Here is a 26,327-nt window from a genome sequence, read left to right as displayed (position 1 = left end):
GGGATAGAGCGGCTTTTGCACCGTAAGAGGCCCCTGGTGGCGGCGCTCGGCCAGCACGGTGCGTTCGCCACGCCGGGCGAAACTCAGGTGCAGCCGGGCCTGCCAGGCCGCCTGAACGGCGCCGGAGTAGGCCTTGCCGGCGGCTTGCTGCCGGTTCGGCGCGTCGCAGTCTGGGAGCGTGAGGCCGGGCACTCGAGATCGAATGGGCGCTGCGCCGCACGCTTGCATGGCCGCCGCGGAGGCTGGACTGGGGGTCATCTGTCGGGACTAGGTTTGCAGTTCATCGAAGCGCTGCCAGCGATAAATGGCCACGGAACACAGCCAGGTCACGATGAAGATGCCGACGACCGCACAGCCGATCAATCCGAAATTGTTGTTCAGCGTGCCGATCAGGCGCCAGAACGGTCCGTCGAGTCGTAGCTGGTCTGCTAGCAATCCCAGCCCCTCGATGCCGCCGATGGCAAAGGCGACGATGACAGAGATCGAGGTGATCGTGATGTTGTAGTAGAGCTTGCGCACAGGCTTGACGAATGCCCAGCCGTAGGCGCCCATCATCAGGATGCTGTCGGTGGTGTCGATCAGGGTCATGCCGACGGTGAACAGCGCGGGAAATACGAGGATGGACCAGATCGGCATGCCCTGCGAGGCGCCGGCGGCCGAGATGCCGAGCAGCCCGATTTCGGTGGCGGTGTCAAAGCCCAGGCCGAACAGAAATCCGAGAAAATACATGTGCCAGCCGCGCGTGACGAACGCGAACATCGGGCGGAAAATTCGCGCAAGCAGGCCGCTGCGGGCCAACAGCATATCGAGGTCTTGCGGCGCATACGGCAGTCCGCGCCGCACGCGCCGGAATGCGGCGATCACCGACTTCAGGACATACAGATTCGTCAGCGCGATGATGAGCAGGAAGAGCATCGAGACCGAGGTGCCGATGACGCCGCCGACGCTCTTGGCGAAATCCAGGTGATTTTTCATCGCCAGGGCAGCGACGGCGATGCCGATGGATGCCAGCACGACGATGGTCGAATGGCCCAGCGAGAACATGAGCCCGACGGTAATCGGCCGCTTTCCCGCCTGCATCAGCTTGCGTGTCACGTTGTCGATGGCGGCAATATGGTCGACATCCACCGCGTGACGCAGGCCTATCGACCAGGCGAGCAGGCCCGTGCCCATCAGCAGCGGATAGCGATGAAAGGCAGCGAATGCACCTAGCCACGCACCGAGGTTGAAAGCAATCAGCGCGATATAGAGCAGGCCGATCTTTTTCTTCATGTTTCCATGGGTTCGAGATTTGAAAAGCCTTGCAGGCGCTCGGCGGATCACACCGAAAGCAGCCTGCGCACGTCCTCGCCGTCGATCTGGCTGCGGTCTCCGCGGGCCGCGACCTCTCCGCGCGATAGTACGATGAACTGGTCCGCCAGCTCTCTGGCAAAATCGAAATATTGCTCGCAAAGCAGGATTCCGATATCGCCGCGTTGGCGCAGCATGTGGATGACGCGGCCTATGTCCTTGATGATGGAAGGCTGGATGCCCTCGGTAGGTTCGTCCAGAATGATGATCTTGGGTTCGGCCACCAGCGCCCGTGCGATCGCCAGTTGCTGCTGCTGACCGCCAGACAGATCCCCGCCGCGCCGCCCCAGCATGGATTCGAGCACCGGGAAGAGCTCGAAAATCTCTTGTTTGATGCGCCGTGCCTGGGCGGCCGGCTTGGCGGCCATGCCCATGACGATGTTTTCCTCGACGGTCAGGCGCGCGAAAATTTCGCGGCCCTGGGGCACGTAGGCCATGCCCAGGCGAGCGCGCTGATGCGGGGCGAGCCGCGTGATGTCGGCACCGTCCAGGCCGATGCTGCCGCGCGCCACCGGCAGCACGCCCATCAGGCACTTGAGCAGCGTGGTCTTGCCCACGCCGTTGCGACCCAGCAGGGCCAGGCATTCGCCGCGCGCGAGCGACAGCGAAATGCCGCGCAGCGTATGGCTGCCGCCGTAGTATTGGTTGATGTCTTTTACGTCCAGCATCGCAGGGTTCCGTTCAGCGGCCCAGATAGACTTCGATCACGCGCGGATGGGACTGCACCGCGGCCATGGGGCCTTCGGCCAGCACCGAGCCCTCGTGCAGTACCGTCACCTTGCCTTCGCCGGCGATCTGCGCGACGAAATCCATGTCGTGCTCGACCACCATCAGCGAATGCTTGCCGCGCAATTCATTGAGCAGTTCGCCGGTGCGTTCAGTCTCGGCATCGGTCATGCCGGCGACCGGCTCGTCGAGCAGCAGCAGCCGCGGCTCCTGCATGAGCAGCATGCCGATCTCCAGCCACTGCTTCTGGCCGTGCGAAAGCAGTCCTGCGGTGACGCCGGCCAACGGGCCGAGCCGGATGAGATCCAGCGTCTGAGCGATACGGTCGACTTGCTCGCTCGTCAGGCGCGAGAACAGCGTGGGCCTGACGCGCTTGTCGGTTTTCATGGCGAGTTCTAGGTTTTCGAACACCGAGTGGTTTTCGAAGACCGTGGGGCGCTGAAACTTGCGGCCTATGCCCTCGTGGGCGATCTGCGCCTCGGAGAACGCGGTGAGATCCATGGTCTGGCCGAAGAAGGCGCGGCCCGAGGTGGGGCGCGTCTTGCCGGTGATGACGTCCATCATGGTCGTCTTGCCTGCGCCGTTGGGTCCGATGACGCAGCGCAGTTCGCCCACGCCGATGTCCAGGGTGAGATTGTTCAGGGCCTTGAAGCCGTCGAAACTGACGGTGATATCTTCCAGATAGAGGATGACGCCGTGGCTGGTGTCCAGGCCGCCGGGGTTCAAGCGGGTGGTGATGCTCATCGTGCCCCCTTGGCGCTACATGTCTTTCCCCCGAGGGGGCAGGCGCATTTGATGCGGGTCGGCGTTTTCATTTCACGCTCTCCACGTTCTCGTGGCCGGCCAGGCCTTCGCTTTGCGCGCTGCCCATGCGCGCGGCAAGCTGGCGCACCAAGCCGACGATCCCTTGCGGCAAAAACAGCGTGACCAGCACGAACACCAGGCCCAGCGCATAGAGCCAGTAATCGGGAAAGGCGCTGGTGAACCAGAGCTTGAGACTGTTGATCACGCCTGCGCCGATGATGGGCCCGATCAGTGTGCCGCGCCCGCCGGTGGCCACCCAGATCACCATTTCGATGGAGTTCGAGGTGGACATTTCTCCGGGGTTGATGATGCCGATCTGAGGCACGTATAGCGCTCCGGCGATGCCGCACATGACGGCCGACAGCGTCCAGACGAAGAGCTTGAACCCCAGCGGCTCGTAGCCCAGGAAGCGCAGCCGGTTTTCGGCATCGCGCACGCCGGTCAGCACACGCCCCAGTTTGGACCGCGTGACCAGGCGGGCCGCGACGAGCATCAATGCCAGCACGCCAAGTGTGATCCAGTAGAGCACGGCGCGCGTGGCGGGCTGCGTGATGTCGAAACCCAGTATGCGTTTGAAGTCGGTGAAACCGTTGTTGCCGCCGAAGCCGGTTTCGTTGCGGAAGAACAGCAGCATGGCGGCGTAGGTGAGCGCCTGCGTGATGATGGAGAAGTAAACGCCCTTGATGCGTGAGCGGAAGGCGAAATAGCCGAAGACGAAGGCCAGCACGCCGGGCACCAGCACCACCAGCAGCATGGCGTAGAGAAAATGATCGGTGAAGGCCCAGTACCAGGGATAGCTTTTCCAGTTCAGGAACACCATGAAGTCGGGCAGGTCGCTGTGGTAGGACCCGTCCCGGCCGATGGCGCGCATCAGGTACATGCCGTGCGCATAGCCGCCCAGGGCAAAGAAAAGCCCGTGGCCCAGAGACAGGATGCCGGCGTAGCCCCATGCCAGATCCAGCGCCAGCGCGGCCATGGCGTAGCACATGAAGCGCCCGCATACGGTGATGACATAAGAGGAGATGTGCAGCGGACTGCCGGGCGGCAAAAACAGGTTGAGCGCGGGCAGCGCGGCCATGACGAGGACGGCCGCGGCGATCGCCGTCCACACCGCAGGCGGAAACAGCGGCCGGCGGTTCATGCGCATGAGGTCGGCGGCGGGGGTCATTCCGGCCTCCGCACGGCCGCCCGAAGGAGGCCAGGGCCCCCTTGGGGGGCAGCGAATGCAATGAGCGTGGGGGTCATTCTGCGCTCCGGCCCTTGGGGGCGAACAAACCCTGCGGCCGCTTTTGTATGAACAGCACGACAAGGACGAGGATGGCGATCTTGGCCAGGACGGCCCCGGAGTAGGGTTCGAGAAACTTGTTGACCCAGCCCAGGCCCAGGCCGGCGATCACGGTGCCTGCCAACTGGCCGACGCCGCCCAGCACCACCACCATGAATGAGTCGACGATGTAGTTCTGGCCCAGGGCCGGCCCCACGTTGCCCAGTTGCGACAGCGCTACGCCGCCCAGGCCGGCGATGCCCGAGCCCAGGCCGAAAGCCAGCATGTCGATGCGGCCGGTGGGCACACCGACGCAGCTGGCCATATTGCGGTTCTGCGTGATGGCCCGCACAAACAGGCCCAGGCGCGTGTGGTTGAGCAGCAGCCAGACGAAGAACACCACCAGCAGCGCAAAGACGACAATGACCAGGCGGTTGTAGGTGATGGTCAGCCCGTCGATCAGGTTCAAGCCTCCGGACATCCAGCTCGGATTGGAGACTTCGACATTCTGCGCGCCGAAGATCGAGCGCACGGCCTGCATGAGAATGAGGCTGATGCCCCAGGTGGCCAGCAGCGTCTCGAGCGGCCGGCCGTACAGCCAGCGGATCACCGTGCGCTCCAGCGCCATGCCGACCAGGGCGGTGACGATGAAGGCCACGGGCAGGGCCGCCACCACATACCAATCCATGAGGCCCGGCAGCCAATGCCGGAAGAAAGTCTGCACCACGTAGGTGGCGTAGGCGCCGATCATGAGCAGCTCGCCGTGCGCCATATTGATGACGCCCATCAGGCCGAAGGTGATGGCCAGGCCCAGGGCGGCCAGGAGCAGCACGCTGCCCAGGCTCAGTCCGTAGAAGACATTGCCGGCCCATTCGAGCATCTTCATGTACCGGTCGATGCGCTCCAGCGCATCGGCTGCGGCGGCACGCACCGAGGCATCGGGTTCGGCGTAGCTGCCGTCGGGATGTCGCAGCAGCAGCGCCTGCAGCATGGGCCGGAACGAGGCATTGCCGCTTGCGCCCAGCGTACGCGCGGCGGCGCTGGCCACGGCTGGGTCCTTGGACGAGAGCCGCAGGCGCGCTTGGAGTACGAGCAGGGCCGAGCGCACCCCGGAGTCGGTTTCTTTTTGCAGGGCTTCGTCCACGACGGGCAGCAGCGCTTCATTGCCGGACTGCTGCAGCAGCCGGGCCGCGGCCAGCCTGTGCGAGACTTTCGGGGCGTGCAGCTGGGCGATCGCCCGGGCATCGTCCAGAGCGCCGCGCACGCGGTTGTTGATGACCAGCGTGTCCGAACCGTCGGGCATGGGTTGGCTCGCGCCCGTCAACGGATCTTTCGCGGTAGCGCCGTTGTCGTCGCTGAGATAAAGCTTGTTGTCCGGCGTGGCATAGACGTTGCCGTCAGCCAGGGCCTGGAGCAGCTTTGCCGCGCGCGGATCGGTCAGGCGGCTCAGCTGGGTTATCGCGGCGATCTTGTCGTCGCTGCTGTCGCTGGCAAGTTGCGACAGCACGGATTCGTCCAGGCCCTCGGCCTGGGCTTGCTGCGTCGGCGGCGCTGCGGCGCCCGATGACGCCGACGCCGATGTCGCCGCCTCCTGCGCGTGAACGCAGGAGGTCAGAGAGGCCAGGCCCAGCGCCGCGCCCAGTATCGGGCCCGATAGTGCCCGGCGCAGCCGAGCCAGGAAAACCGCGTTATGCATGGCCACCCTTGTTCCGTTTACGGTTTCTGCCTTATGCCCCTTGCGGCTTGGGGATGTAAGGGCTCCAAGGCTCGGCGCGGATCAGGCCTTTGCTCTTCCACACGACCTGGGACTGACCGTCGGCCTGCACTTCTCCGATGAACACGGGCTTGTGCAGGTGATGATTGGTCTTGTCCATTTCGACGGTGTAGCCGTCCGGCGCCTTGAAGCGCTGGCCGCCCATGGCCGCGATCACCTTGTCGACGTTGGTGGTCTTGACCTGCTCGACGGCCTGCTTCCACATGTGGATGCCGATGTATGTGGCTTCCATCGGGTCGTTGGTGACGGCGGTCTGCCAGTTGGGCAGGTTCTTGGCCTTGGCGTAGGCCTTCCACTTCTTGACGAACTCGGCGTTGGTCGGATTCTTGATGGATTCGAAGTAGTTCCAGGCGGCCAGTTGGCCGACCAGCGGCTTGGTATCCACGCCGCGCAGTTCTTCCTCGCCCACCGAGAAGGCCACTACGGGGATGTCGGTGGCCTTGATGCCCGAGTTGCCCAGTTCCTTGTAGAAGGGCACGTTCGAGTCGCCGTTGATGGTCGAGACCACGGCGGTTTTGCCGCCGGCGGCAAATTCCTTGATCTTGGCGACGATGGTCTGGTAGTCGGAGAAGCCGAAGGGGGTGTATTCCTCGTAGATGTCGGCGTCCTTGACGCCCTTGGTGTGCAGGAAGGCGCGCAGGATCTTGTTGGTCGTACGCGGGTAGACGTAGTCGGTGCCCAGAAGCACCCAGCGTCGGGCAGAGCCTCCGTCCTTGGACATCAGATATTCCACGGCGGGAATCGCCTGCTGGTTGGGCGCCGCGCCGGTGTAGAACACGTTGTGCTCGAGCTCTTCGCCTTCGTACTGCACGGGGTAGAAGAGCAGGCCGTTCAGTTCCTTGAAGACGGGCAGCACCGACTTGCGCGACACCGAGGTCCAGCAGCCGAACACCACGGCGACCTTGTCCTGGCTGAGCAGTTCGCGCGCCTTGGTGGCATAGGTCGGCCAGTCCGAAGCCGGGTCGACGACTACCGGCTCGATCTTCTTGCCCATCACGCCGCCCGCCGCGTTGATCTCGTCGAAGGTCATCAGCGCCACGTTCTTCAGGGCCGTTTCGGAAATGGCCATGGTGCCGGACAACGAATGCAGCACGCCGACCTTGATCGTGTCGCCGCTCGCGGCGAAGGCGCGGGGCACCCAGCCGGTGGCGGCCATGAGACCCGCGGCGCTCATTTGTTTGAGGACTTGTCTACGATCCATGAAGGACTCCTTCGTTTGGTAGGACGACCGTTGCGGTCGGACAAGAGCTGATCAAGCAAAAGGCGTGCCAGTTTCTCGAGAGTCGAGGCGATTCACGCGCGGCGGCGCTTTGGTGCGTGGATGCGGTATGGGGCGGGAGATAAGGCGGGGCATGGCGCACGCACTATCGGTGTGCGGCTGCCTGGGATTCGTGCGTGCGCAAAGGCGCGAATCCCCGTCATGGTGCGCGGCGGCCTGCGGTGGGGATCCAGCATGGCTGCCCGCTTCCTGGCGCACAGGACTGTGCCTCGTCCGGCGGGATCGAGGCAAAAAAAATCCGGAAGCCCCGCTTTGGGGCTTCCGGACTTGTTTGTCCGACGGATGCGTATTACTTGATCTTCGCGGCGTCGTGCAGTTTTTTCTGGTAGTCGGCCAGGACTTGCTGGCGCAGCATTTCTTCGATTTGCGGTTTGACCTGGTCGATCGGCGGGAACTGCACCGCGCGGGTGTCGTTGACCTTGATGATGTGCCAGCCATATTGCGTCTGCACCGGCTTGTCGACCATTTCGCCCTTCTTGAGCTTGGTCACCGCATCGGCGAAGGCCGGCACGTAGTTGGTGGCCGGGGCCCAGCCCAGGTCGCCGCCGTTGCCGGCGCTGCCGGGGTCCTGCGAGTTCTTCTTGGCCAGATCGGCGAACTTCTTGGGGTCGGCCTTGATCTGGGCCAGCAGATCGTCGGCGGTCTTCTCGTCCTTGACCAGGATGTGGCTGACATCGTATTCCAGCTTGCCGGCCTGTTGCTGCTTGAGCTTGTCGTACTGGGCCTGGACCTGGGCGTCGGTGACGGGGTGCTTGGCCAGGTAGTCGTTCATCAGGGCGCGGACCAGAATGCCCTGGCGAGCCAGTTCGATCTCGGTCTGCACCGAGGCTTGCTTGGCTACGCCTTCTTTTTCGGCGGCCTGCACGAAGATCTGGCGGTTGATCAGCTCTTCTTTGACCTGGTCGCGCAGCTGCGGCGAATCGGTGGCGCCCTGGGTGACCAGCAGCTTGACGAACTCGTCCACGTTCTTTTGCGTGATGGACTTGCCGTTGACGGTGGCCACGGTCTGCGCGAAGGCAAAGGCGGGCAGGGCGACCGCGCAGGCGGTGGCCAGCATGATGATGCGTTTCATGTAATGCAAGTCCTTGGAGGTTCTAGGAAGTAAGGCAGATGGCCTGTAATGAGCAAACTAATGGGCCGTGGATGTCTGGGTTGTCGTCTCTGCTGGCGACTTCGCCTCGATGGCCAGCGCATGGATGGCATGGGGCATGAGATCGCTCAGGCGATCATACACCAGCCTATGACGCGCCACAGGGGAAAGCCCCTTGAAACAGCCGGCTACGATGCGTACCCGATAATGACCCGCGCCGCCCTGGGCGCCGGCGTGACCGGCGTGCAGATGCGATTCGTCCTCGACGACGAGGTTGTCGGGCGCGAGGGCGGCCAGGCGCTCGCGGATCAATTCGACGCGGTCACCGCTCATGGCGTTTTCCCCGGACCGCGATCCGTGGACGAATCGGCCTGGTCCGGCTGCATGTGGCGGCTCAGCCAGATGGACTGGCCTATTACGAACACCAGCATCAGCCCCATCAGGCCGAAGACCTTGAAGCTGACCCACTGCGCTTCGGTGAAGCGCCCCGAAAAGGCGACGTACAGGTTGATGAAACCGGCGGCAAGGAAAAACAGCGCCCAGCTTAGATTGAGCTTGTTCCAGGCGGCCTCGGGCAGCGCGATCTGCTGCCCCATGATCTTGCGCATGGGATTGCGGCCGACCATGCGGCCGACGAGCAGCACCACGCCGAAGATCCAATACAGCACCGTGGGCTTCCATTTGATGAAGGCATCGTCGTGCAGCAGCAGCGTGGCGCCGCCGAACAGAACGATGACGGTGAGATTGATCCAGTGGGTGATCTCGATGGTTCTGCCCGTGACCTTGAGCCACACGATCTGCGCGATCGAGAGCGCCACCGCGGTGGCGGTGGCCGCGTAAATATCGGCGAACCGGTAGACGACGAAAAAGAGGATCAGCGGGAAGAGATCGAAAAGAAATTTTTTCATCGCCGGGCCGCTCCCAAGATGAAAAGCGCCCCCTTGGGGGGCAGCAAGCGGCGCAGCCGCGCAGCGTGGGGGTCTTTATTCATTTGCCGTCGGGCTCGAATTGCAGCGCCAGCGAATTGATGCAATAGCGCAGGCCCGTGGGCGGCGGCCCGTCGGGGAACACGTGGCCCAGGTGCGAGTCGCAGATGTTGCACAGCACTTCGGTGCGGACCATACCCAGGGTCGTGTCCTGTTCTTCGCGCACCAGGCCAGGGGCCAGGGCTTCGAAATAGCTGGGCCAGCCGCAGCCGGCGTCGAACTTGGTGTCGGAAGCGAACAGCGCCGTGCCGCAGGCCACGCAGCGGTAGATGCCGGGGGTGAAGGTGTCCCAGTAGCGGCCGGTAAAAGCGCGCTCGGTGGCTTTTTCACGGGTGACGGCGAATTCCTGCGGGGTCAGCTGGGCGCGCCACTCGTCTTCGGTCTTGCGTATCTTGTCCATGGTGTTTCTCGAAATGTCCGCCGATTCGGCGGGCGCTGGGAAGACAATTATCTTAATCCATAGGGTGGGCCTTGCCCTGCAAAGCGGGGGGCTGCGGGCGGGTTTACGCCATATTGCGCGGCCGATCCGAAATTGATAACGTGTTAACTATCTATGCTGGATTGTGAATGGATTCGGATTTGATACAAATTACGGCATAGGATGCTAAATTTTGTATAACATTGCGTAACCCGGCTCACTAGAAGGCCGTCCGGCCATCCAACCCGAAGCCGAACAAAGGAGACAGACATGACCAAGCGTACCGGCGCATGCGCCGCCTCGGGCGTGAAGAAAATCGTTGCCGTCCTGGCGCTGGCCTTGCCCCTGGCGGCTGCCGCCCAGGTCAAGATCGGCCTGACACTGTCCGAGACCGGCCCGGCCGCATCGCTGGGCATCCCCGAGCGCAACGCCGCGGCCCTGTTGCCCACCGAGGCGGACGGGCAGAAGATCCAATGGATCGTGCTCGACGACGGCACCGACACCACCGCGGCGGTGCGCAACGCGCGCAAGCTGGCCACGGACGATAACGTCGACGTGCTGATCGGCTCGTCGGTCACGCCCAGCTCCCTGGCCATGGTCGACGTGGCCGCCGAACTCAAGGTGCCCCTGATCAGCGTGGCCGCCAGCGCCGCCATCGTCTCCCCCATGGACGCCAAACGTCATTGGGTCTTCAAGACGCCGCAGAACGACGATCTGATGGCCGGCGCGCTGGCCGATGCCATGGCCAAGACCAACATCAAGACGCTGGGATTCATCGGCTTCAACGATGCCTACGGCGACAGCTGGCTTAACGTCATGACCAAGGCCGCTGCGGCCAAGGGCATCAAGGTCGTCGATACCGAGAAGTACAGCCGCACCGACACCAGCGTCACCGGCCAGGTGCTCAAGCTGGTGGCGGCGCATCCCGACGCCATCCTGATCGCCGGCGCCGGCACGCCGGTGGCGCTGCCGCAGCGCGAACTCAAGTCGCGCGGTTATGCCGGGCAGATCTACCAGACCCACGGCGCGGCCAACAACGATGTGCTGCGCGTCTGCGGCAAGGATTGCAACGGCATGCTGCTGCCGGCCGGCCCGCTGCTGGTGGCCGCACAGTTGCCCGACAGCAACCCGGTCAAAAAGTCGGCCATGGTCTTTGTCAATGCCTACGAGGCGAAATACGGCGCGGGTTCGCTCAGCACCTTCGGCGGGCACGTCTGGGACGCCGGCCAGCTGATCCTGAACGCGCTGCCCAAGGCATTGAAGACGGGCGCCAAGCCGGGCACGCCGGCCTTCCGTTCCGCCATGCGTGACGCCATCGAAGAGACCAAGAATCTGGCCGCTTCGCAAGGGGTGTTCACCATGAGCCCCACCGACCACGCCGGTATGGACGAACGCGCGCGCGTCATCGTCAAGGTCGTGGACGGCAAGTGGGTCTACCAGCCTGATCTGTAAGCCGGTCATCGCGCGCCGCGCCGATCGGGGCGGCGCGCGCCATCGGCAGGCCTCTCGCGGGGCATACGTCTCCCCACCTCTTGGGCCGTCGGGCCGAAGATGCGGCGTGCGGGGGCCTTCCTTCATGAACGAAGATAGAAAAACAACGTGGATTTCTCCATTGCACTGATCCTGCTGCAGGACGGCGTAGTGAACGGCGCCATCTATGCCCTGCTGGGCATGGCCCTGGTGCTGGTGTTCGCCGTCACACGCGTCATCTTTATTCCCCAAGGCGAGTTCGTGACTTTCGGGGCCTTGACGCTGGCCATGCTGGCCGGAGGCCAGGTGCCGGGAACCGCCTACCTGCTGCCGCTGATGGGGCTGGTGGTGCTGGTGCTGGAGCTGGCGCGGGCCCTGCGCAGCGGTTCGTGGTCCGCCCTGCCCGGGGTGCTGGCCAGCTGCGTGGCGCTGCCTCTGCTGCTGCTGTGGCTGGTGCGCGCCTATGCCGGTCCCCACACCTCGGTTTGGGTCGACATGCTGTTGACCCTGCTTCTGGTGGTGCCCATGGGACCCATGATCTATCGCATTGTCTACAGCCCGCTGGCCGAGGCCTCGGTGCTGGTGCTGCTCATCGTGTCGGTGGCCGTGCATTTCGCCCTGGTCGGCATGGGCCTTATCGTTTTCGGTGCCGAGGGCTGGCGCACGTCGTCCTTCATCGACGGCCAGATCAACCTGGGCTTCATGACTTGGTCGGCGCAGAGCCTGTTCGTGGTGCTCGTCTGCGCGCTGCTCATCGTGGCGCTGTGGCTCTTTTTCGGCAAGACGCTGTACGGCCGCGCGCTACGCGCCACTGCCGTGAACCGCAGGGGCGCGCGGCTGGTGGGCATCAGCACAGCCATGTCGGGCGGGCTGACTTTCACTCTGGCGGCGGCCATCGGCGCGGTCTCGGGAATTTTGATCGTGCCCATCACCACGATCTACTACGACACGGGATTCCTGATCGGCCTGAAGGGCTTCGTGGGCGCCATCATCGGTGGATTGATCAGCTATCCGCTCGCCGCCGCGGGTTCGCTGCTGGTGGGCATCCTGGAGTCGTTCTCGTCGTTCTGGGCCAGTTCCTACAAAGAGGTCATCGTGTTCACGCTGATCATTCCGGTGCTGGTCTGGCGTTCGCTCAGCCACCGCCACACAGACGACGAAGAATGAGCGACATGATGAAAAATCGTACTGTGCTATCGGCATTTCTCATCGTGCTGGCCGTGCTGCCGCTCGTGCCGGCGACGCCCGAGTTCTGGATCACCGAGCTCGACTACATCGGCCTGGCCGCGCTGGTGGCCACCGGCCTCATGCTGCTGACCGGCGTGGCCGGGCTGACCTCGTTCGGTCAGGCGGCCTTCGTCGGGTTGGGCGCCTATGCCACGGCCTACCTCACCACCAAGTATGCCGTTTCGCCCTGGCTGGGCCTGGCGGCGGGCTTGCTGCTGACCGGCGTGGTGGCCTGGCTCCTGGGGTTGATCACCCTGCGTCTGTCCGGCCACTACCTGCCGCTGGGCACCATTGCCTGGTGCCTGTCGCTGTACTACCTCTTCGGCAATATTCAGGCGCTGGGCCAGCACGACGGCATTTCCGGCATCGTGCCCATTTCGTTCTTCGGCGTGTCTCTTATGCAGGGGCGCCACATCTATTTCCTGATCTGGATCTGCGTGCTGCTGGGCGCCTGGGCCAGCAGCAATCTGCTCGATTCGCGTCCGGGCCGCGCCATCCGCGCGCTCAAGAACGGCGCCCACATGGCCGAGTCCATGGGCGTGGATACCGGATCCTACAAAATCGTGGTGTTCGTCTGGGCCGCGCTCCTGGCCAGCGTGTCGGGTTGGCTGTACGCGCATATGGAACGCACGGTCAGCCCCAGCCCGTTCAGCCTGCCGGTGGGCATCGAATACCTGTTCATGGTGGTGGTCGGCGGTTCGGGCAGCGTATGGGGCGCCATTCTGGGCGCGGCGCTGATCCTCGTCATCAAGGATCAGCTGCAAAACCTGCTGCCGCTGCTGCTGCACTCCCAATCCAATTTCGAGCTCATCGGTTTCGGCATCTTGATGATCCTGATGCTGCAATACGCCAGCGGCGGCGTGTGGCCCATCGTGTCCGGATGGTGGTCGCGCCTGGGCGGCGCAGCCGGATCGGGGCGCATGGGTCGCGGCAACGGTCTTGCCGCGCCTGCCCAGGCGCCCGCCTTGCCGCGCCGCGAACGGCCCGAGGCGGGGCAGACCGTGCTCGAAGTCGACGGCCTGCGCAAGGAGTTCGGTGGACTGGTGGCAGTCAACAATATTTCCTTCAGCATGCGCGCCGGCGAGATCATGGGCCTGATCGGCCCCAACGGCGCGGGCAAGAGCACGACCTTCAACCTGGTCAGCGGCGTGATACCGGCCACGCGCGGCGAGGTGCGCTTTCTGGGCGAAAGCATCGGGGGGCTGTCGGCGCGCAGCATCGCCACACGCGGCGTGGGCCGCACCTTCCAGCATGTGCAACTGTTGCCCACCATGTCCGTGCTCGAGAACGTAGCCCTGGGCGCGCATCAGCGCAATCATGTGGGCGTGCTTGCGGGCGCACTGCATACCGACCGTGCGCGCGAAGCGCAACTGCTCCACGAAGCGGCGGCGCAGCTGCAGCGCGTGGGCTTGGGCGATTACCTGTACGAGCAGGCCGGCAACCTGGCCCTGGGCCAGCAGCGCATTCTGGAAATCGCGCGGGCGCTTGCCTGCGATCCGATCTTGCTGCTGCTGGACGAGCCCGCGGCGGGCCTGCGCTACAAAGAAAAGCAGGAGCTGGCCCAGGTGCTCGAGCAACTGCGCGAAGAGGGTTTGAGCATTCTGCTGGTGGAGCACGATATGGATTTCGTCATGCGCCTGACCAACCACTTGGTGGTGATGGACTTCGGCACCAAGCTGGCCGAAGGCCCGCCGGCCGAGGTCCGCGAGAATCCCGTGGTGCTGCAAGCCTATCTGGGCGGCATCGACGACGATCTACCCGAATCGCTGCGCGGCGCGGAGGCCTAAGAATGAGCCAATCTCCGATACTCGAAGTGCAGGATATCTCGGCCCGCTACGGCAAGGTGGGGGCGCTGGTCGGTGCCTCGCTGTCGGTGCCGGCGGGCAGCATCGTCACCGTGATCGGCGCCAACGGCGCGGGCAAGTCCACGCTGCTCAATGCGGTGATGGGCTCGCTGCCGCAAACCGGTCACGCCAGCGGCACGGTGCGCTACGACGGCGGCGATGTGCGCGGCTGGAAGGCCGAGCGTCGCGTCGCCGCCGGCATGTCGTTGGTACCCGAAAAGCGCGAGCTGTTCGGCACCATGTCGGTGGAAGACAATCTGCTGCTGGGTGGATTTCGCCGCTATCGGGCGCGCGAAAGCGGCTGGAAGCGCACGCTGGACGAAGTCTACGACCTGTTTCCGCGCCTGCGCGAGCGCCGCGCGCAAGAGGCCGGCACCCTGTCGGGCGGCGAGCGCCAGATGCTGGCGGTGGGCCGCGCGCTCATGGCCAAGCCGCGCCTCTTGATGCTGGACGAGCCCAGCCTGGGACTGGCCCCGCGCATCGTGCGCGAGATCTTCCACATCATCGCGCGCCTGCGCGAGACGGGCGTGGCGATACTCCTGGTCGAGCAGAATGCCCGGGCGGCCTTGCAGGTGGCCGATTACGGCTATGTGCTGGAGACCGGCGAGATCGCGCTGCACGGCCCGGCCCGCGACCTGGCGGACGACCCGAAGGTGATCGAAAGCTACCTGGGGTTGGGCAAGGGCGCCTAGGCTCGTTGTTTTTTCGATAGTCGAACTCGCGGCTCTTGACTTAGAGTTCACTCGAAGTCCCAACCTTGAGTCCGTCATGTCGAAATCGCTAACCATAGGCCAGGTGGCTACGGCCATCGGCGTTTCCGCCCACACGCGGCGCTACTCCGACCAGGCAGGCTTGCTGGGCTCGATCGGGCGCAGCGGCGGGGGGCACCGGCTGTATTCGCCGGCGGATCTGGACTGGCTGCAATTCGTGATGCGGCTGAAGGCGACGGGGATGCCCATCGCCGCCATCCAGGCGTTTTCCGAACTGCGAGCCCGGGGTGCATCGACCTACGGCGCGCGGCGCGCGATGCTCGCCGAGCATCGCGGCGAAGTGCTGTCGCGCCTTGCGGACCTGCAGGCGAATCTTGCTGCCATCACGGACAAGATCGCCTGGTATGAGGCCCAGGAGAACCTGGCGGTTCGGCATGACGATCGTTTCCCAACTCATGAACAGGAAAAGGACTCGTCATGGAACACGCATTCGACATCGCCCGCGCCGGTAACCACCGCTATGAGCAAGGCTGGCAAAAACTGAAGCAGATCGACGGCGAGGTGGGCGAACGTGTGGTCGCCGCACTCGCGCCCATCGCACCGGATTTCGGGCGCATGCTGATCGAGTTCGGCTTCGGCGACATCTACAGCAGGCCGCAGCTCGATCTGCGCGCGCGCGAAATCGCCACGGTCGCGGCGCTCGCCGCTCTGGGCAACGCGCTGCCGCAACTCAAGATTCACATCGAGGCGGCGCTGAACGTGGGCTGCACCCGCGACGAGATCGTCGAGGTGTTCATGCAGATGGCGCTTTATGCGGGCTTTCCTGCGGCGCTCAATGCCTTGTTCGCCGCGCGCGAGGTATTCGACGCCCGGGACGCGAAGGCGGACGCGGCGACGATGAGCGCGCCGCCGAGCCACGCCGAGGCCGTCAGCCTCTCGCCCAGCCAGATGTAGGCGAAGAGCGCGCCGAAGACCGGCTCGCTGCCCATCAGCAGCGCCACGCGCGTGGCGCTGCTGCGGCGTACGGCATAGTTCTGCACGAAGAACGCGAAGAGCGTGCAGCCCAGCACCAGATAGCCCACATCGCCCCAGAAGGCGGAGTGCGCGCCGAAGGAGGGCAGGGGCTGCCATTGATCGCGCCCGACGATCCAGGCCAGCAGCAGGCAGCCGCCGGCCACCACGCCGGACTGCGCCGCGGTCAGGGCCAGCGGCGGCAGGCGTCCCGACAGCATGGCACGCTTGGTCATGCAGACGTTCAGGGCGCGCAGCAGGGCGGCCAGGACCATCAGGGCGTCGCCCGGAGCCCATGCGAGAGTGCCGCCGCTGATCAGAAAGGCCCCGGCCAGCGACATGCCCACGGCCATCCATTCGGCCGGGCGCGGCGCGCGCTTGAGCCATAGCCATTCCACCAGCGGCGTCAGCGCCACGCACAGGCTGATGAGGAACGCGGCATTGGACGCGTGCGTATGGCGCACGCCGAAGGTTTCGGCGACGAAGATGCAGAGCAGCAGCAGGCTGGCGCCGATCACGGCCAGGGCGTCGCCGCGCGCCAGGCCGCGCAGGCCTCGCAGCGCGGGCGACAGCAGGACGAAGGTCAGCGTAAAGCGAAGTGCGATCAGCCCCAATACCGGGTAGACCAGCAAGGCTTCCTTGACGATGCCGTAGCTGGAACCCCATACCAGGGCGACTGCCAAAAGCAGCAGATCGGCGAACAGAGCGGAGCGGGACGAGGAGGGCATGAGGATTGACGCAGGCGTATTGGCGGACATGGCGGGCTGCCAGGCTGGCTCGCATTGTCATTCATGTCGATGGCAATGATAATTAGGCAGTGAAGCAAAATATTTATGCTCGAAATGCATAAATAAGCCTCATCGACTCTTCAATCGCATCGCCCTCTTGCAGATCAGGCGGCATACCTCATGATTCCCAGCGAACTCCTGGCGCTGCTCCCCGATCTGGCGACTTTCGCGCGCGTCGTCGAGACCGGTAATTTCTCGGCCGCGGCGCGCCTGCTCGGCACTACGCCATCGACCGTAAGCCGGCAGATGCAGCGGCTGGAACGCGCGCTCGGCACACGGCTGCTCGAACGCTCGACCCGCAGCATCCGGCTGACCGAATCCGGCGCGCAGGTCTATCGTCACTGCCGGCACATGGTCGAGGCGGCTGCCGATGCCGTCGACGTGGCCGGACATCTCAGCGAGAGCGTGCACGGCCGGATCAGTCTTAGCGCGCCGATCTCCTACGCCAAGAGCGTGCTGCATCCGCTGATGGACGAGTTCCTGCGCGCGCATCCCCAAGCCGACGTCCAATTGCTTTTCGACGATCGCGAACTCGACCCCGTACGCGATCCGGTGGACCTGGCGCTGAGAATGACCTTGGCTCCGCCGCCGGGCCTAGTGGCGCGCCGGCTCGGCGCGGTGCGCTGGATGGCCTGCGCCTCGTTCGCCTATTTGCGCAAGCGGGGCGTGCCCGACCACCCGCAAGCGCTGCGGCAGCACGATTGCCTCTATCTCGGAGACCATGCCGACGACAACCGGTGGGTCTTTCGCCGCGGCGAGGAAGCGCACACGGTGCAGGTCCAGGGCCGCTATATCGTGAACGATGCGGAAACCCGCCGCGACGCGGCGCTGGCTGGCTGGGGAATCGCCAGCCTGCCCGAGTTCGTGGCCGCCGACGCCTTGCGTGAGGGGGAACTGATGCAGGTCTTGCCCGACTGGTCGTTCGAGCCCCGAGCCTATAGCGGCCCGGTGTGGCTGCTTTACCCGCAGAACCGCTTTCTGCCGCCCAAGGTGCGAGCCATGATCGACTGGCTCACGACGAATATACGTTCTTAAGGCCTAGCATCTGTTGACGCAGTGAGCCTGTGGCAGGGCGGAGGAATCCGAAGCACAGCCCATCGGGCGAGCATCGGAATTCCGCAGTCCTGTCGCAGGCGGCTTAAGAACTCAAGCGCTTTAGCTGCCAGCGCCTTAACGTTTCAGCGAGCACCCGTGGACTTGGCGTAGTCCATGTACAGCTTGTGCGCCAGCTGCGCCGCCGGACCATAGGACAGCTTGCGGTCGTCCAGGCGGTTGACGTGGATCACCTTGCCGTAGTTGCCGGTGGAGAACACCTCGTCTGCGCTCTTGACCTCTTCCGGCGTGATCGTGCGTTCTTCCACATTGGCGCCATGCTCGCGCAGCAGGGCCAGGACGCGCGCGCGCGTGATGCCCGAGAGGAAGGTGCCGTTGGCGGCCGGCGTGGCGATCTTGCCGTCCTTGGCGATCCACAGATTGCTGCTGGCGAACTCGGCCACATTGCCGTCGCCGTCGAGCATCACGGCCGTGTCGAAGCCGGCGGCGTTGGCTTCCTTGGTGGCGCGCTGGCCGTTGGGGTACAGGCAGGAAGCCTTGGCGTCGGTCGGGGCCATGCTGGGCCAGGCGCGGGCGTACTGGTTCTGCGTCATGGCCGAGAAGCCTTCGGCGCCGGGCATGGGCGCCTTGAAGACGTGCAGCACGAATTGGGTCTTGGACGCTTCGGGCAGCAGGAAGCCGTCGGCGCAGAAGAACATAGGCTTGATGTAGAGCGCGGTGCCGGCCGGGAACCTGGACACGGCTTCGAGGGCCAGCTTCTGCACCTCTTCCCAGCTGATCTGGGGCTCCATGAGCATTTTCCTGGCCGAGCGGATCACGCGCTGGCAGTGCAGGTCCAGGTCGGGGGTCAGGCCGTCGAAGGCGCGGGCGCCGTCGAAGACCATGCTGGCCATCCAGAAGGCGTGGTCGGCGGGGCCCAGCAGCTTGGGGTTTTCGGTCGTCCATTGACCGTCGTGGTAGAACATGGCGTCCATGAAGTGTCCTGGCGAATACACAATAAAAAGGCCGCGCGAACCGCGCGGCCGTGCATCTACAGGATACTCCAGGACGGAGCAGGCCCGCCCTATACAGTTTGACGGCGCTGCTTCCAGGCCAGTATCTCGCCCACGATACCGCGGCGGAAGGCCAGCACGCAGATCACGAAGATCAGGCCGATCACGATGGTGACGGAATCGCCCAGCGTGTTGAACCAGGCGATGTGCGTGATCCGGGCCATGAACTCGCCCAGGGTGCCGATCTGGTTTTCCAGCGCAACCACGATGAAGGCGCCCAGGACGGGGCCTACCAATGTACCCAGGCCGCCGATGAGCGTCATGAGGATGACCAGGCCCGACATGCGCCAGTCGGCATCGGAAAGGGACGCCGAGTTGAACACCAGGGCCTTGGTGGCGCCGGCCAGGCCGGCCAGCGTAGCCGAGAGCACGAAGGCGAGCAGTTTGAAGCGGTCGACGTCGTAGCCCAGGGAAATGACGCGCGGCTCGTTCTCGCGCAGGGCTTTGAGCACCTGGCCGAAGGGCGAGTGCACTGCGCGCCAGATGATGACGAAGCCGATGATGAACACGACCATCACCATGTAGTAGAGATGCAAGTCGACGGACAGATCGATGAAGCCCAGCGCCTTGCCGCGCGGGATCTGCTGCATGCCGTTCTCGCCGCCGGTGAAGCTGGCCTGCAGGAAGAAGAAGAACACCATCTGCGCGATGGCCAGGGTGATCATGGCAAAGTAGATGCCGCTGCGCCGGATGGCCAGCAGGCCCATGATCAGGCCGAGCAGCGCGGCGGCGGCGGTGCCGGCCAGGATGCCGACCTCGGTGGGCACACCCCAGGTCTTGAGCACATAGCCCGTGGTATAGCCCGCCAGGCCCAGGAAAGCCGCGTGGCCGAAGGACAGAAAGCCGGTATAGCCCAGCAGCAGGTTGAAGGCGCAGGCAAACAGGGCATAGCACATGACCTGCATCATGAAGATCGGATAGACGCCCAGATAGGGCAAGATGGCCACCACGATGGCCGCCAGCGCATAGGCCAGGAGTTGGCGGTTCATTTTTCTTTCCCGAAGAGTCCGGCGGGGCGGAACAGCAGCACGATGGCCATGATGATGAAGACGACGGTGGTGGAGGCCTCGGGCCAGAAGACTTTGGTCAGGCCTTCGACGATGCCCAGCCCCAGGCCGGTGACGATGGAGCCCAGGATGGAGCCCATGCCGCCGATCACCACTACGGCGAACACCACGATGATGATGTTCGAACCCATGAGCGACGACACCTGCAGCATGGGGGCGGCCAGCACGCCGGCAAAGCCCGCCAGCGCCACGCCGAAGCCGTAGGTGAGGGTGACCATGAGGGGCACGTTGACGCCGAAGGCTTCGACCAGCTTGGGGTTTTCGGTGGCGGCGCGCAGCATCGAGCCCAGGCGCGTGCGTTCGATGACGAACCAGGTGACCAGACATACCAGGAGCGAGGCCACCACCACCCAGCCCCGATAGGTGGGCAGGTACATGAAACCCAGGTTCATGACGCCGTTCAGCGAGGAGGGTGTGGGGAAGCTCTGACCTGAAACGCCATAGACGCTGCGAAACAGGCCTTCGATGAGCAGCGCCAGGCCGAAGGTGAGCAGCAGGCCGTAGAGATGGTCGAGTTTGGCAATGCGCTTGAGCAGCAGCCGCTCCAGGATCATGCCGACCACGCCGACCACGACGGGGGCGACCAGCAGCATGACCCAGTAGTTCAGGCCCAGATAGGTCATGCCCATCCAGGCGACGAAGGCGCCCATCATGTAAAGGACGCCATGCGAGAAATTGATGACGTTGAGCAAGCCGAAGATGATCGCCAGGCCCAGAGAAAGGATGGCGTAGAACGAACCGTTCACCAGTCCGAGCAGCAATTGGCCGAGCAGTGCCGGTAGAGGTATGCCGAAGAGGGTGATCATCGCTAAGAGGTATTCCTACTTGTAGGCCCGCGCCGTGGCCCGTCGAGGGAGCCGCGGCGCGGGGCGTCGCTACATGGCCGATTTACTGCTTGAGCAGCTTGCAGGGGGAGTCGGCGGGCTTGGTATAGACCTCTTCGCCGGGCAGGGTGGCGATCACCTTGTACAGATCCCAGGTGCTCTTGGACTCTTGCGGCGTCTTGACCTGCACCAAGTACATGTCGTGGATGAAGGTGCCGTCGGCGCGCACATAACCGCCGTGGGCGAAGAAGTCATTCACCTTGTGCGACTTCATCCATTTCATGACGGTGTCGGCATTGTCGGTGCCGGTGGCCTTGACGGCTTGCAGGTAGAACATGGTCGCCGAGTAGTCGGCCGCCTGAATGAAGGTGGGCGCGCGGCCGACCTTGGCTTCGAACCGCTTGGCCCAGGCACGGGCCTGGTCGTTCATGTCCCAATACCAGCCGACCGTGAGGTACATGCCCTGGGCGGCTTGCAGGCCCACGGCATGCACGTCGTTGGTGAAGGCCAGCAGGGTGGCGAGCTTCATTGTCTTGGTCACGCCGAACTGGTCAGCCGCCTTGACCGCGTTGACCCAGTCGGCGCCCGCGTTGGCCAGGCCCAGGATCTGCGCGCCTGAGGACTGGGCCTGCAGCATGTAGGAAGAGAAGTCAGTAGTGCCCAGGGGCACGTTGACCGCACCCTTGACGACGCCGCCGTTGGCCTTGACCACGGCTTCCGTATCGCGCTGCAGCGCATGACCGAAGGCATAGTCGGCCGTCACGAAGAACCAGTTCTTGCCGCCGTTCTTGACCACGGCCGAGCCCGTGCCGTGCGCCAGCGCGACCGTGTCGTAGCCATAATGGACGGTGTAGGGCGTGCACTGGGTGGTGGTCAGGTCGGCGGCGCCGGCGCCGGTGTTGATGTAGACCGTGTGCTTTTCCGCGGCGACCGCGGCTTCGGCCAGGCCGGTGGCCGAGTTGGTGCCGCCCATCAGCAGATCCAGGTGCTGCTGGTCGATCCATTCGCGGGCCTTGGCGGAGGCGATGTCGACCTTGTTCTGGTGGTCGGCGCTCAGTACCTCGATCTTCTTGCCGTTGACCGTGCCGCCGAAATCGTCGACAGCCATCTGGATGGCGGCTACGCCGCCGGGGCCGTCGTCGTCAGCGTAGACGGCCGACATGTCGGTGATCATGCCGATCTTGACGGTGTCGTTCATGGTGCCGGCATGTGCCGACAGACCGGTCAGACCCAGGCCTGCCATAGCGAGGGCTGTTGTCAGATTGCGTAGTTTCATGCTGTCTCCTGGTTTTAGGCCGGGATCACCGGCGGTTTGACGATTGCCTGGTTGAATCAGACGCCGAGCAATTCGTGTAGCGTATCTTGTTTCGATGCGAGCTGCGATGCGTCGAAGTGTTCGACGATCTGGCCGTGCTCCATGACGTAGAAACGGTCGGCCAGCGGCGCAGCAAAGCGGAAATTCTGCTCCACCATGACAATGGTGTAGCCGCGCGCTTTGAGTGCGGTGATCATACGGGCCAGCGCCTGCACGATCACGGGCGCCAGGCCTTCGGAGATTTCGTCGAGCAACAGCAGATTGGCCCCGGTGCGCAGGATGCGGGCCACGGCCAGCATCTGCTGCTCGCCGCCCGACAGGCGCGTGCCCGGCGAATTGCGCCGCTCGAGCAGGTTGGGGAACATGTCGTAGATTTCGGTCAACGACATGCCGCCACCGGGTACGGCGGTGGCCAAAGGCGGCGGCAGCAGCAGGTTTTCCTCGCACGACAGGCTGGCGAAGATGCCGCGCTCTTCGGGGCAATAGCCCACGCCCAGATGCGCGATCTTGTGCGTGGGCATGACGATCGATTCGGTGCCGTGGATGCGCACCGAGCCCTTGCGCGCGCCGGTCAGGCCGAGGATGGCGCGCATGGTGGTGGTACGACCGGCACCGTTGCGGCCCAGCAGCGTCACGACCTCGCCCTGGCCGACTTCGAGGTCGACGCCGTGCAGAATGTGCGATTCGCCGTACCAGGCATGCAGCCCGGAGATTTGCAGCGCAGGCGTGCTCATGGGTGCGCCCCCTGCAGTTCGCCGTCGGTCGTGCCCATATAGGCCTGCATGACGGCGGGATGGCGGGAGACTTCGGCGTAGTTGCCTTGCGCCAGCACCGCGCCGCGCGCGAGTACGGTGATGGTGTCGGCGATGGACGAGATCACGGTCATATTGTGTTCGACCATGAGGATGGTGCGGCCGCTGCTCACGCGCTTGATGAGTTGCGTGATGCGGTCGACGTCTTCATGGCCCATGCCCTGGGTGGGTTCGTCCAGCAGCATGAGTTCGGGTTCCATGGCCAGAGTGGTGGCGATTTCCAGCGCGCGCTTGCGGCCGTAGGGAAGATTGAGGGTGAGCTCGTTGGCGAAGCTGCCCAGATCGACCTGGTCGAGCAGTTCGCGGGCGTGGCTTTCGAGGCCACTCAACTGTTTTTCGCTTTTCCAGAAGTGATAGGAAAGGCCGGTCTTGCGCTGCAGGCCGATGCGCACGTTTTCCAGCACCGTGAGGTGCGGGAAGACCGCGGATATCTGGAACGAGCGGATCACGCCGCGGCGCGCGATCTGCGCCGGCCGCTCGCCGGTGATGTCGGTGCCGTTGAAGAAAATGGAGCCCGACGTGGGCGCCAGGAATTTGGTCAGCAGGTTGAAGCAAGTTGTCTTGCCCGCGCCGTTGGGGCCGATGAGCGCATGGATTTCTCCGCGCTCGACCCGCAGGTCGACGCCATTGACCGCGACGAAGCCGCGGAATTCCTTGGTGAGTTTTTTTGTCTCCAGGATCGCATCGCTCATGTGATGTGTCCTCTGCCTTTGCGTCTAATGACTCTTATATAAAACTGGGCGAGTATGAAGACCGATGCTTCAAATTGCCATGAGGGTTTTACATAGGGAGAGGGTTTTACATAAGAGGAGGCGGACGTCAGTCCAGGATCAGGCTTTGGTCTTGGATTTGTAATCGCACAGATCCGAGATCCCGCATTGCGGACACTTGGGTTTGCGCGCGACGCAGACGTAGCGGCCGTGCAGAATGAGCCAGTGATGCGCGTGTTGCGCGTATTCGGGCGGCGTCACTTTTTCCAGTTTGAGCTCGACGGCGAGCACGTCCTTGCCCGGCGCCAGTCCCGTGCGGTTGGCCACGCGAAAAATATGCGTGTCCACGGCAATGGTGGGCTCGCCGAACGCAATGTTGAGCACGACGTTGGCCGTCTTGCGGCCCACGCCGGGCAAGGCCTCCAGCGCTTCGCGGCTTCGCGGCACCTCGCCGCCGTGGCGTTCCAGAATGAGCCTGCTGGTAGCGATGGCGTTCTTGGCCTTGGTGCGGAACAGGCCGATGGTCTTGATGAATTCTTCGAGCCGGGCTTCGCCCAGCGCCGCCAGCTTTTCCGGCGTGCCGTATTGCGGAAAGAATTTGCGCGTGGCGAGGTTCACCGATTTGTCGGTCGCCTGAGCCGAAAGCAGCACGGCGATCAGCAACTGAAATGGCGTTGCGTATTCCAGCTCGCTTCGCGGCTCGGGATTGGCGGCTTGCAGACGGGCGAAGATTTCGCAGCGTTTGCGATTGTTCATCTGTCGGCCTCGAGCGCGTGTTTGGCGTGGTTCATGCGGATATTTTTCGCCATGCTTGCGGGCAAAGCCGCATTGTCACTTGCCGGCTCGCCGCGCGCGCGCGCGCGCCAGCGCCGATTCGACGGCGCTGCGTTTGCGTTCGGCATCGTGCGCGGCGGTCGCGCGCGTCGCCTCGGTTTGCATCGTGTCTGCCATCAGCTTGGCATTGTCCGCGGCCAGGCGCGATAGGCGCGCATTGCGGGCTTGATGACGCTGGCGCGCGCTGTTCGCATCGTCGGGCGTCCAGGCGCGATGGGCGGGGACCATATCGATGCAATCCACCGGGCAGGGGGGCACGCACAGATCGCAGCCGGTGCACAGGTCGGGCAGCACCGTGTGCATGCGTTTGTTGGCGCCGACGATGGCATCGACAGGACAGGCCTGGATGCACAAGGTGCAGCCTATGCAATGCGCCTCGTCGATGACGGCGACCAGCAGGGGGCCGTGCTGGCCTCGCGTGGTGTCCAGAGGAACGACAGGCACGGACAACATTGCTGCCAGGGCCGCGATACCTTCGTCGCCGCCCGGCGGGCAGCGGTTGATGGGTTCGGTGCCCGCGGCGATGGCCTGCGCGTAGGGCCGGCAGCCTTCATGACCGCACTTGGTGCATTGCGTCTGCGGCAGTAATGCGTCGATTCGGTCTGTCAGGTCGGAGTCGGTCACGACTTGCGAATGAATTCCGCGATCTTGGGGCAGATCGTTTCGCGCCAGCGGCGGCCCGAGAAAATGCCGTAGTGACCGGCGCCAGGCGCGAGAAAGTACTGCTTGCGCGCAGCCGGAATGCCGCGGCACAGGCCGATGGCGGCGCGCGTCTGACCCACGCCGGAGATGTCGTCGAGCTCGCCTTCGATCGCCATCAGCGAGGTCTTCTTGATGTCGGCGGGTTTGACCCGCTGGCCGTCGACCTCCCAGGTGCCGTTGGGCAGATGGAACTCCTGGAAGACGATGCGGATGGTGTCCAGGTAGAACTCGGCCGGCATGTCCAGCACGGCGTTGTACTCGTCGTAAAAACGGCGATGCGCCTCGGCATCGTCATCGTCGCCGCGCAGCAGATCGAGATAGAAGTCGTAGTGCGACTTCAGGTGGCGATCGGGGTTCATGGCCATGAACCCCGCATGCTGGAGAAAGCCGGGATAGACGCTGCGGCCCGCGCCGGCATAGTTGGGCGGCACGACGTGAATGACCTGGTTCTCGAACCAGGAGTAGGACTTGGTGGTGGCCAGATTGTTGACCTGTGTCGGCGACTGGCGCGGGTCGATGGGGCCGCCCATCATCACCATGCTGCGCGGCTGTACGTCGCCCGAGCTCGCCATGAGCGAGATGGCGGCCAGCACCGGCACCGTGGGCTGGCAAACCGAGATCACGTTGACGTCGGAACCCAGATGGCGGATGAATTCCTGCACGTAGCGCACGTAGTCGTCCAGGTGGAAGGCGCCGTCCGCGAGCGGAACCATGCGCGCGTCGATCCAGTCGGTGACGTAGACGTCGTGGTCGGGCAGAAGCGCACGCACGGTATCGCGCAGCAGCGTGGCGTGGTGGCCCGACATGGGCGCGACCAGCAGCACGCGCGGATCGCGGGCGCGCCGGGCGGGCAGGTCGCGCTCGAAATGCACCAGATTGCAGAACGGTCGGGTCGCCACGCTGGTTTGCCGCACGGCCACCGCTTTGCCGTCGATCTGAGTCTTATCGATGCCCCAGGCGGGCTTGTGATAATCCTTGCCTATGCGATGCACCAGCTCCAGGCCGGCTGCCATCTGGCGCGATATCGGCATGTACGACAGCGGACTGGCGGGATTGCTGAACCACTGCGCACCGGCGTCGGTGAACTCGGCCAACGGGCGGAGAAAGGCCCGTTGCATTTCATGCAATTGATACAGCATTAGGCGTCCTGTCTGTGTAGCTTGTAGGCGTATGCGGCCTTGTTAGTGCGTGTATCTATTACGCACAAATTGAGCTCA

At 64.2% G+C, this 26,327-nt stretch carries 26 protein-coding genes and 2 pseudogenes; 7 read left to right on the top strand and 21 right to left on the bottom strand.

The features are described from left to right. The 11 genes and pseudogenes from ACTHJ1_RS16955 to msrB form a co-directional block, all read right to left on the bottom strand. A pseudogene (locus tag ACTHJ1_RS16955) lies at positions 1-192 on the bottom strand (hypothetical protein); the annotation flags it as partial. Between the two features lie 75 nt (positions 193-267). Beyond that, entirely contained in the window at positions 268-1,272 is a 1,005-nt protein-coding gene (locus tag ACTHJ1_RS16950) for a HoxN/HupN/NixA family nickel/cobalt transporter (RefSeq protein WP_440194799.1), read from the bottom strand. Between the two features lie 47 nt (positions 1,273-1,319). Then, positions 1,320-2,018 (bottom strand): urea ABC transporter ATP-binding subunit UrtE, encoded by a 699-nt coding sequence (gene urtE, locus ACTHJ1_RS16945; RefSeq protein WP_440194796.1) that lies wholly within the window; start codon positions 2,016-2,018, stop codon positions 1,320-1,322. A gap of 13 nt (positions 2,019-2,031) precedes the next feature. Then, on the bottom strand, positions 2,032-2,820 hold the full coding sequence (gene urtD, locus ACTHJ1_RS16940; protein ID WP_440194793.1) for an urea ABC transporter ATP-binding protein UrtD: 789 nt from the start codon (positions 2,818-2,820) through the stop codon (positions 2,032-2,034). Positions 2,821-2,887: 67 nt separating this feature from the next. After that, a complete protein-coding gene (gene urtC, locus ACTHJ1_RS16935) occupies positions 2,888-4,048 on the bottom strand; it encodes an urea ABC transporter permease subunit UrtC (RefSeq protein ID WP_440194790.1) in 1,161 nt (386 codons plus the stop codon). 73 nt (positions 4,049-4,121) lie between these two features. Then, complete coding sequence (urtB, locus tag ACTHJ1_RS16930) at positions 4,122-5,840, bottom strand: urea ABC transporter permease subunit UrtB (RefSeq protein ID WP_440194787.1); 1,719 nt, start codon at positions 5,838-5,840, stop codon at positions 4,122-4,124. Positions 5,841-5,871: 31 nt separating this feature from the next. Continuing rightward, complete coding sequence (urtA, locus tag ACTHJ1_RS16925; protein ID WP_440194784.1) at positions 5,872-7,119, bottom strand: urea ABC transporter substrate-binding protein; 1,248 nt, start codon at positions 7,117-7,119, stop codon at positions 5,872-5,874. A 367-nt stretch (positions 7,120-7,486) separates the two neighbouring features. Next, a complete protein-coding gene (locus ACTHJ1_RS16920) occupies positions 7,487-8,269 on the bottom strand; it encodes a peptidylprolyl isomerase (RefSeq protein WP_440194782.1) in 783 nt (260 codons plus the stop codon). A 57-nt stretch (positions 8,270-8,326) separates the two neighbouring features. After that, complete coding sequence (locus ACTHJ1_RS16915) at positions 8,327-8,620, bottom strand: BolA family protein (protein WP_440194779.1); 294 nt, start codon at positions 8,618-8,620, stop codon at positions 8,327-8,329. Beyond that, entirely contained in the window at positions 8,617-9,195 is a 579-nt protein-coding gene (locus ACTHJ1_RS16910) for a septation protein A (RefSeq protein WP_440194776.1), read from the bottom strand. Before ACTHJ1_RS16910 ends, ACTHJ1_RS16915 begins: the two co-directional genes overlap by 4 nt. Before the next feature lie 79 nt (positions 9,196-9,274). Then, positions 9,275-9,673 (bottom strand): peptide-methionine (R)-S-oxide reductase MsrB, encoded by a 399-nt coding sequence (gene msrB / locus ACTHJ1_RS16905; RefSeq protein WP_440194774.1) that lies wholly within the window; start codon positions 9,671-9,673, stop codon positions 9,275-9,277. A gap of 288 nt (positions 9,674-9,961) precedes the next feature. On the opposite strand from msrB, the gene ACTHJ1_RS16900 reads away from it, so the two are divergent. The 6 genes from ACTHJ1_RS16900 (at position 9,962) to ACTHJ1_RS16875 (ending at position 15,896) form a co-directional block, all read left to right on the top strand. After that, positions 9,962-11,143: an ABC transporter substrate-binding protein gene (locus ACTHJ1_RS16900; RefSeq protein ID WP_440194771.1), complete on the top strand. Its 1,182-nt coding sequence runs from the start codon at positions 9,962-9,964 to the stop codon at positions 11,141-11,143. 147 nt (positions 11,144-11,290) lie between these two features. Beyond that, entirely contained in the window at positions 11,291-12,328 is a 1,038-nt protein-coding gene (locus ACTHJ1_RS16895; RefSeq protein ID WP_440194768.1) for a branched-chain amino acid ABC transporter permease, read from the top strand. A gap of 5 nt (positions 12,329-12,333) precedes the next feature. Beyond that, a complete protein-coding gene (locus ACTHJ1_RS16890) occupies positions 12,334-14,175 on the top strand; it encodes a branched-chain amino acid ABC transporter ATP-binding protein/permease (RefSeq protein ID WP_440194765.1) in 1,842 nt (613 codons plus the stop codon). A 2-nt stretch (positions 14,176-14,177) separates the two neighbouring features. Continuing rightward, on the top strand, positions 14,178-14,924 hold the full coding sequence (locus ACTHJ1_RS16885; RefSeq protein ID WP_440194762.1) for an ABC transporter ATP-binding protein: 747 nt from the start codon (positions 14,178-14,180) through the stop codon (positions 14,922-14,924). A 76-nt stretch (positions 14,925-15,000) separates the two neighbouring features. Beyond that, complete coding sequence (locus ACTHJ1_RS16880) at positions 15,001-15,486, top strand: MerR family transcriptional regulator (protein WP_440194759.1); 486 nt, start codon at positions 15,001-15,003, stop codon at positions 15,484-15,486. Then, a complete protein-coding gene (locus tag ACTHJ1_RS16875; protein ID WP_440194756.1) occupies positions 15,420-15,896 on the top strand; it encodes a carboxymuconolactone decarboxylase family protein in 477 nt (158 codons plus the stop codon). Before ACTHJ1_RS16880 ends, ACTHJ1_RS16875 begins: the two co-directional genes overlap by 67 nt. On the opposite strand, the pseudogene ACTHJ1_RS16870 reads toward ACTHJ1_RS16875, so the two are convergent. After that, positions 15,875-16,681 (bottom strand): annotated as a pseudogene (locus tag ACTHJ1_RS16870) (DMT family transporter); the annotation flags it as partial. The gene ACTHJ1_RS16875 and the pseudogene ACTHJ1_RS16870 overlap by 22 nt on opposite strands. 180 nt (positions 16,682-16,861) lie before the next feature. Between ACTHJ1_RS16870 and ACTHJ1_RS16865 the strand changes: the two are divergent. Beyond that, entirely contained in the window at positions 16,862-17,776 is a 915-nt protein-coding gene (locus ACTHJ1_RS16865; protein WP_440194753.1) for a LysR family transcriptional regulator, read from the top strand. Positions 17,777-17,919: 143 nt separating this feature from the next. On the opposite strand, the gene ACTHJ1_RS16860 is transcribed toward ACTHJ1_RS16865, so the two are convergent. The 9 genes from ACTHJ1_RS16860 to ACTHJ1_RS16820 all read right to left on the bottom strand — a co-directional run bounded on the left by ACTHJ1_RS16860 (position 17,920) and on the right by ACTHJ1_RS16820 (position 26,249). Further along, positions 17,920-18,768, bottom strand: a complete 849-nt coding sequence (locus tag ACTHJ1_RS16860) for a branched-chain amino acid aminotransferase (RefSeq protein ID WP_440194750.1) — start codon at positions 18,766-18,768, stop codon at positions 17,920-17,922. A gap of 89 nt (positions 18,769-18,857) precedes the next feature. Beyond that, entirely contained in the window at positions 18,858-19,835 is a 978-nt protein-coding gene (locus tag ACTHJ1_RS16855) for a branched-chain amino acid ABC transporter permease (RefSeq protein ID WP_440194747.1), read from the bottom strand. Further along, positions 19,832-20,719: a branched-chain amino acid ABC transporter permease gene (locus tag ACTHJ1_RS16850; RefSeq protein ID WP_440194744.1), complete on the bottom strand. Its 888-nt coding sequence runs from the start codon at positions 20,717-20,719 to the stop codon at positions 19,832-19,834. The genes ACTHJ1_RS16855 and ACTHJ1_RS16850 overlap by 4 nt, the downstream gene beginning before the upstream one ends. An 82-nt stretch (positions 20,720-20,801) precedes the next feature. Next, entirely contained in the window at positions 20,802-22,013 is a 1,212-nt protein-coding gene (locus ACTHJ1_RS16845; protein ID WP_440194741.1) for an ABC transporter substrate-binding protein, read from the bottom strand. A gap of 56 nt (positions 22,014-22,069) precedes the next feature. Further along, positions 22,070-22,786, bottom strand: a complete 717-nt coding sequence (locus ACTHJ1_RS16840) for an ABC transporter ATP-binding protein (protein ID WP_440194738.1) — start codon at positions 22,784-22,786, stop codon at positions 22,070-22,072. Then, positions 22,783-23,556, bottom strand: coding sequence for an ABC transporter ATP-binding protein (locus ACTHJ1_RS16835; RefSeq protein WP_440194735.1), 774 nt, complete (start codon positions 23,554-23,556; stop codon positions 22,783-22,785). Before ACTHJ1_RS16835 ends, ACTHJ1_RS16840 begins: the two co-directional genes overlap by 4 nt. A gap of 138 nt (positions 23,557-23,694) precedes the next feature. Then, complete coding sequence (gene nth, locus ACTHJ1_RS16830) at positions 23,695-24,330, bottom strand: endonuclease III (RefSeq protein WP_440194732.1); 636 nt, start codon at positions 24,328-24,330, stop codon at positions 23,695-23,697. 75 nt (positions 24,331-24,405) lie between these two features. Beyond that, a complete protein-coding gene (gene rsxB / locus ACTHJ1_RS16825; protein WP_440194729.1) occupies positions 24,406-25,032 on the bottom strand; it encodes an electron transport complex subunit RsxB in 627 nt (208 codons plus the stop codon). Continuing rightward, positions 25,029-26,249: a polyhydroxyalkanoate depolymerase gene (locus tag ACTHJ1_RS16820; protein ID WP_440194726.1), complete on the bottom strand. Its 1,221-nt coding sequence runs from the start codon at positions 26,247-26,249 to the stop codon at positions 25,029-25,031. Before ACTHJ1_RS16820 ends, rsxB begins: the two co-directional genes overlap by 4 nt. Positions 26,250-26,327 lie beyond the last annotated feature (78 nt).

It is taken from the genome of Bordetella sp., from assembly GCF_051960075.1.
Classification (GTDB): domain Bacteria; phylum Pseudomonadota; class Gammaproteobacteria; order Burkholderiales; family Burkholderiaceae_B; genus Bordetella.
The sequence above is the reverse complement of the archived record's forward strand: the minus strand, read 5'-3'. Positions and strand labels throughout refer to the sequence as shown.

Coding starts and splice junctions, on each gene's coding strand:
- ACTHJ1_RS16950 (WP_440194799.1), bottom strand. CDS start 1,272: ATGAAGAAAAAGATCGGCCTGCTCTATATCGCGCTGATTGCTTTCAAC.
- urtE (WP_440194796.1), bottom strand. CDS start 2,018: ATGCTGGACGTAAAAGACATCAACCAATACTACGGCGGCAGCCATACG.
- urtD (WP_440194793.1), bottom strand. CDS start 2,820: ATGAGCATCACCACCCGCTTGAACCCCGGCGGCCTGGACACCAGCCAC.
- urtC (WP_440194790.1), bottom strand. CDS start 4,048: ATGACCCCCGCCGCCGACCTCATGCGCATGAACCGCCGGCCGCTGTTT.
- urtB (WP_440194787.1), bottom strand. CDS start 5,840: ATGCATAACGCGGTTTTCCTGGCTCGGCTGCGCCGGGCACTATCGGGC.
- urtA (WP_440194784.1), bottom strand. CDS start 7,119: ATGGATCGTAGACAAGTCCTCAAACAAATGAGCGCCGCGGGTCTCATG.
- ACTHJ1_RS16920 (WP_440194782.1), bottom strand. CDS start 8,269: ATGAAACGCATCATCATGCTGGCCACCGCCTGCGCGGTCGCCCTGCCC.
- ACTHJ1_RS16915 (WP_440194779.1), bottom strand. CDS start 8,620: ATGAGCGGTGACCGCGTCGAATTGATCCGCGAGCGCCTGGCCGCCCTC.
- ACTHJ1_RS16910 (WP_440194776.1), bottom strand. CDS start 9,195: ATGAAAAAATTTCTTTTCGATCTCTTCCCGCTGATCCTCTTTTTCGTC.
- msrB (WP_440194774.1), bottom strand. CDS start 9,673: ATGGACAAGATACGCAAGACCGAAGACGAGTGGCGCGCCCAGCTGACC.
- ACTHJ1_RS16900 (WP_440194771.1), top strand. CDS start 9,962: ATGACCAAGCGTACCGGCGCATGCGCCGCCTCGGGCGTGAAGAAAATC.
- ACTHJ1_RS16890 (WP_440194765.1), top strand. CDS start 12,334: ATGATGAAAAATCGTACTGTGCTATCGGCATTTCTCATCGTGCTGGCC.
- ACTHJ1_RS16885 (WP_440194762.1), top strand. CDS start 14,178: ATGAGCCAATCTCCGATACTCGAAGTGCAGGATATCTCGGCCCGCTAC.
- ACTHJ1_RS16880 (WP_440194759.1), top strand. CDS start 15,001: ATGTCGAAATCGCTAACCATAGGCCAGGTGGCTACGGCCATCGGCGTT.
- ACTHJ1_RS16875 (WP_440194756.1), top strand. CDS start 15,420: ATGGAACACGCATTCGACATCGCCCGCGCCGGTAACCACCGCTATGAG.
- ACTHJ1_RS16865 (WP_440194753.1), top strand. CDS start 16,862: ATGATTCCCAGCGAACTCCTGGCGCTGCTCCCCGATCTGGCGACTTTC.
- ACTHJ1_RS16860 (WP_440194750.1), bottom strand. CDS start 18,768: ATGGACGCCATGTTCTACCACGACGGTCAATGGACGACCGAAAACCCC.
- ACTHJ1_RS16855 (WP_440194747.1), bottom strand. CDS start 19,835: ATGAACCGCCAACTCCTGGCCTATGCGCTGGCGGCCATCGTGGTGGCC.
- ACTHJ1_RS16850 (WP_440194744.1), bottom strand. CDS start 20,719: ATGATCACCCTCTTCGGCATACCTCTACCGGCACTGCTCGGCCAATTG.
- ACTHJ1_RS16845 (WP_440194741.1), bottom strand. CDS start 22,013: ATGAAACTACGCAATCTGACAACAGCCCTCGCTATGGCAGGCCTGGGT.
- ACTHJ1_RS16840 (WP_440194738.1), bottom strand. CDS start 22,786: ATGAGCACGCCTGCGCTGCAAATCTCCGGGCTGCATGCCTGGTACGGC.
- ACTHJ1_RS16835 (WP_440194735.1), bottom strand. CDS start 23,556: ATGAGCGATGCGATCCTGGAGACAAAAAAACTCACCAAGGAATTCCGC.
- nth (WP_440194732.1), bottom strand. CDS start 24,330: ATGAACAATCGCAAACGCTGCGAAATCTTCGCCCGTCTGCAAGCCGCC.
- ACTHJ1_RS16820 (WP_440194726.1), bottom strand. CDS start 26,249: ATGCTGTATCAATTGCATGAAATGCAACGGGCCTTTCTCCGCCCGTTG.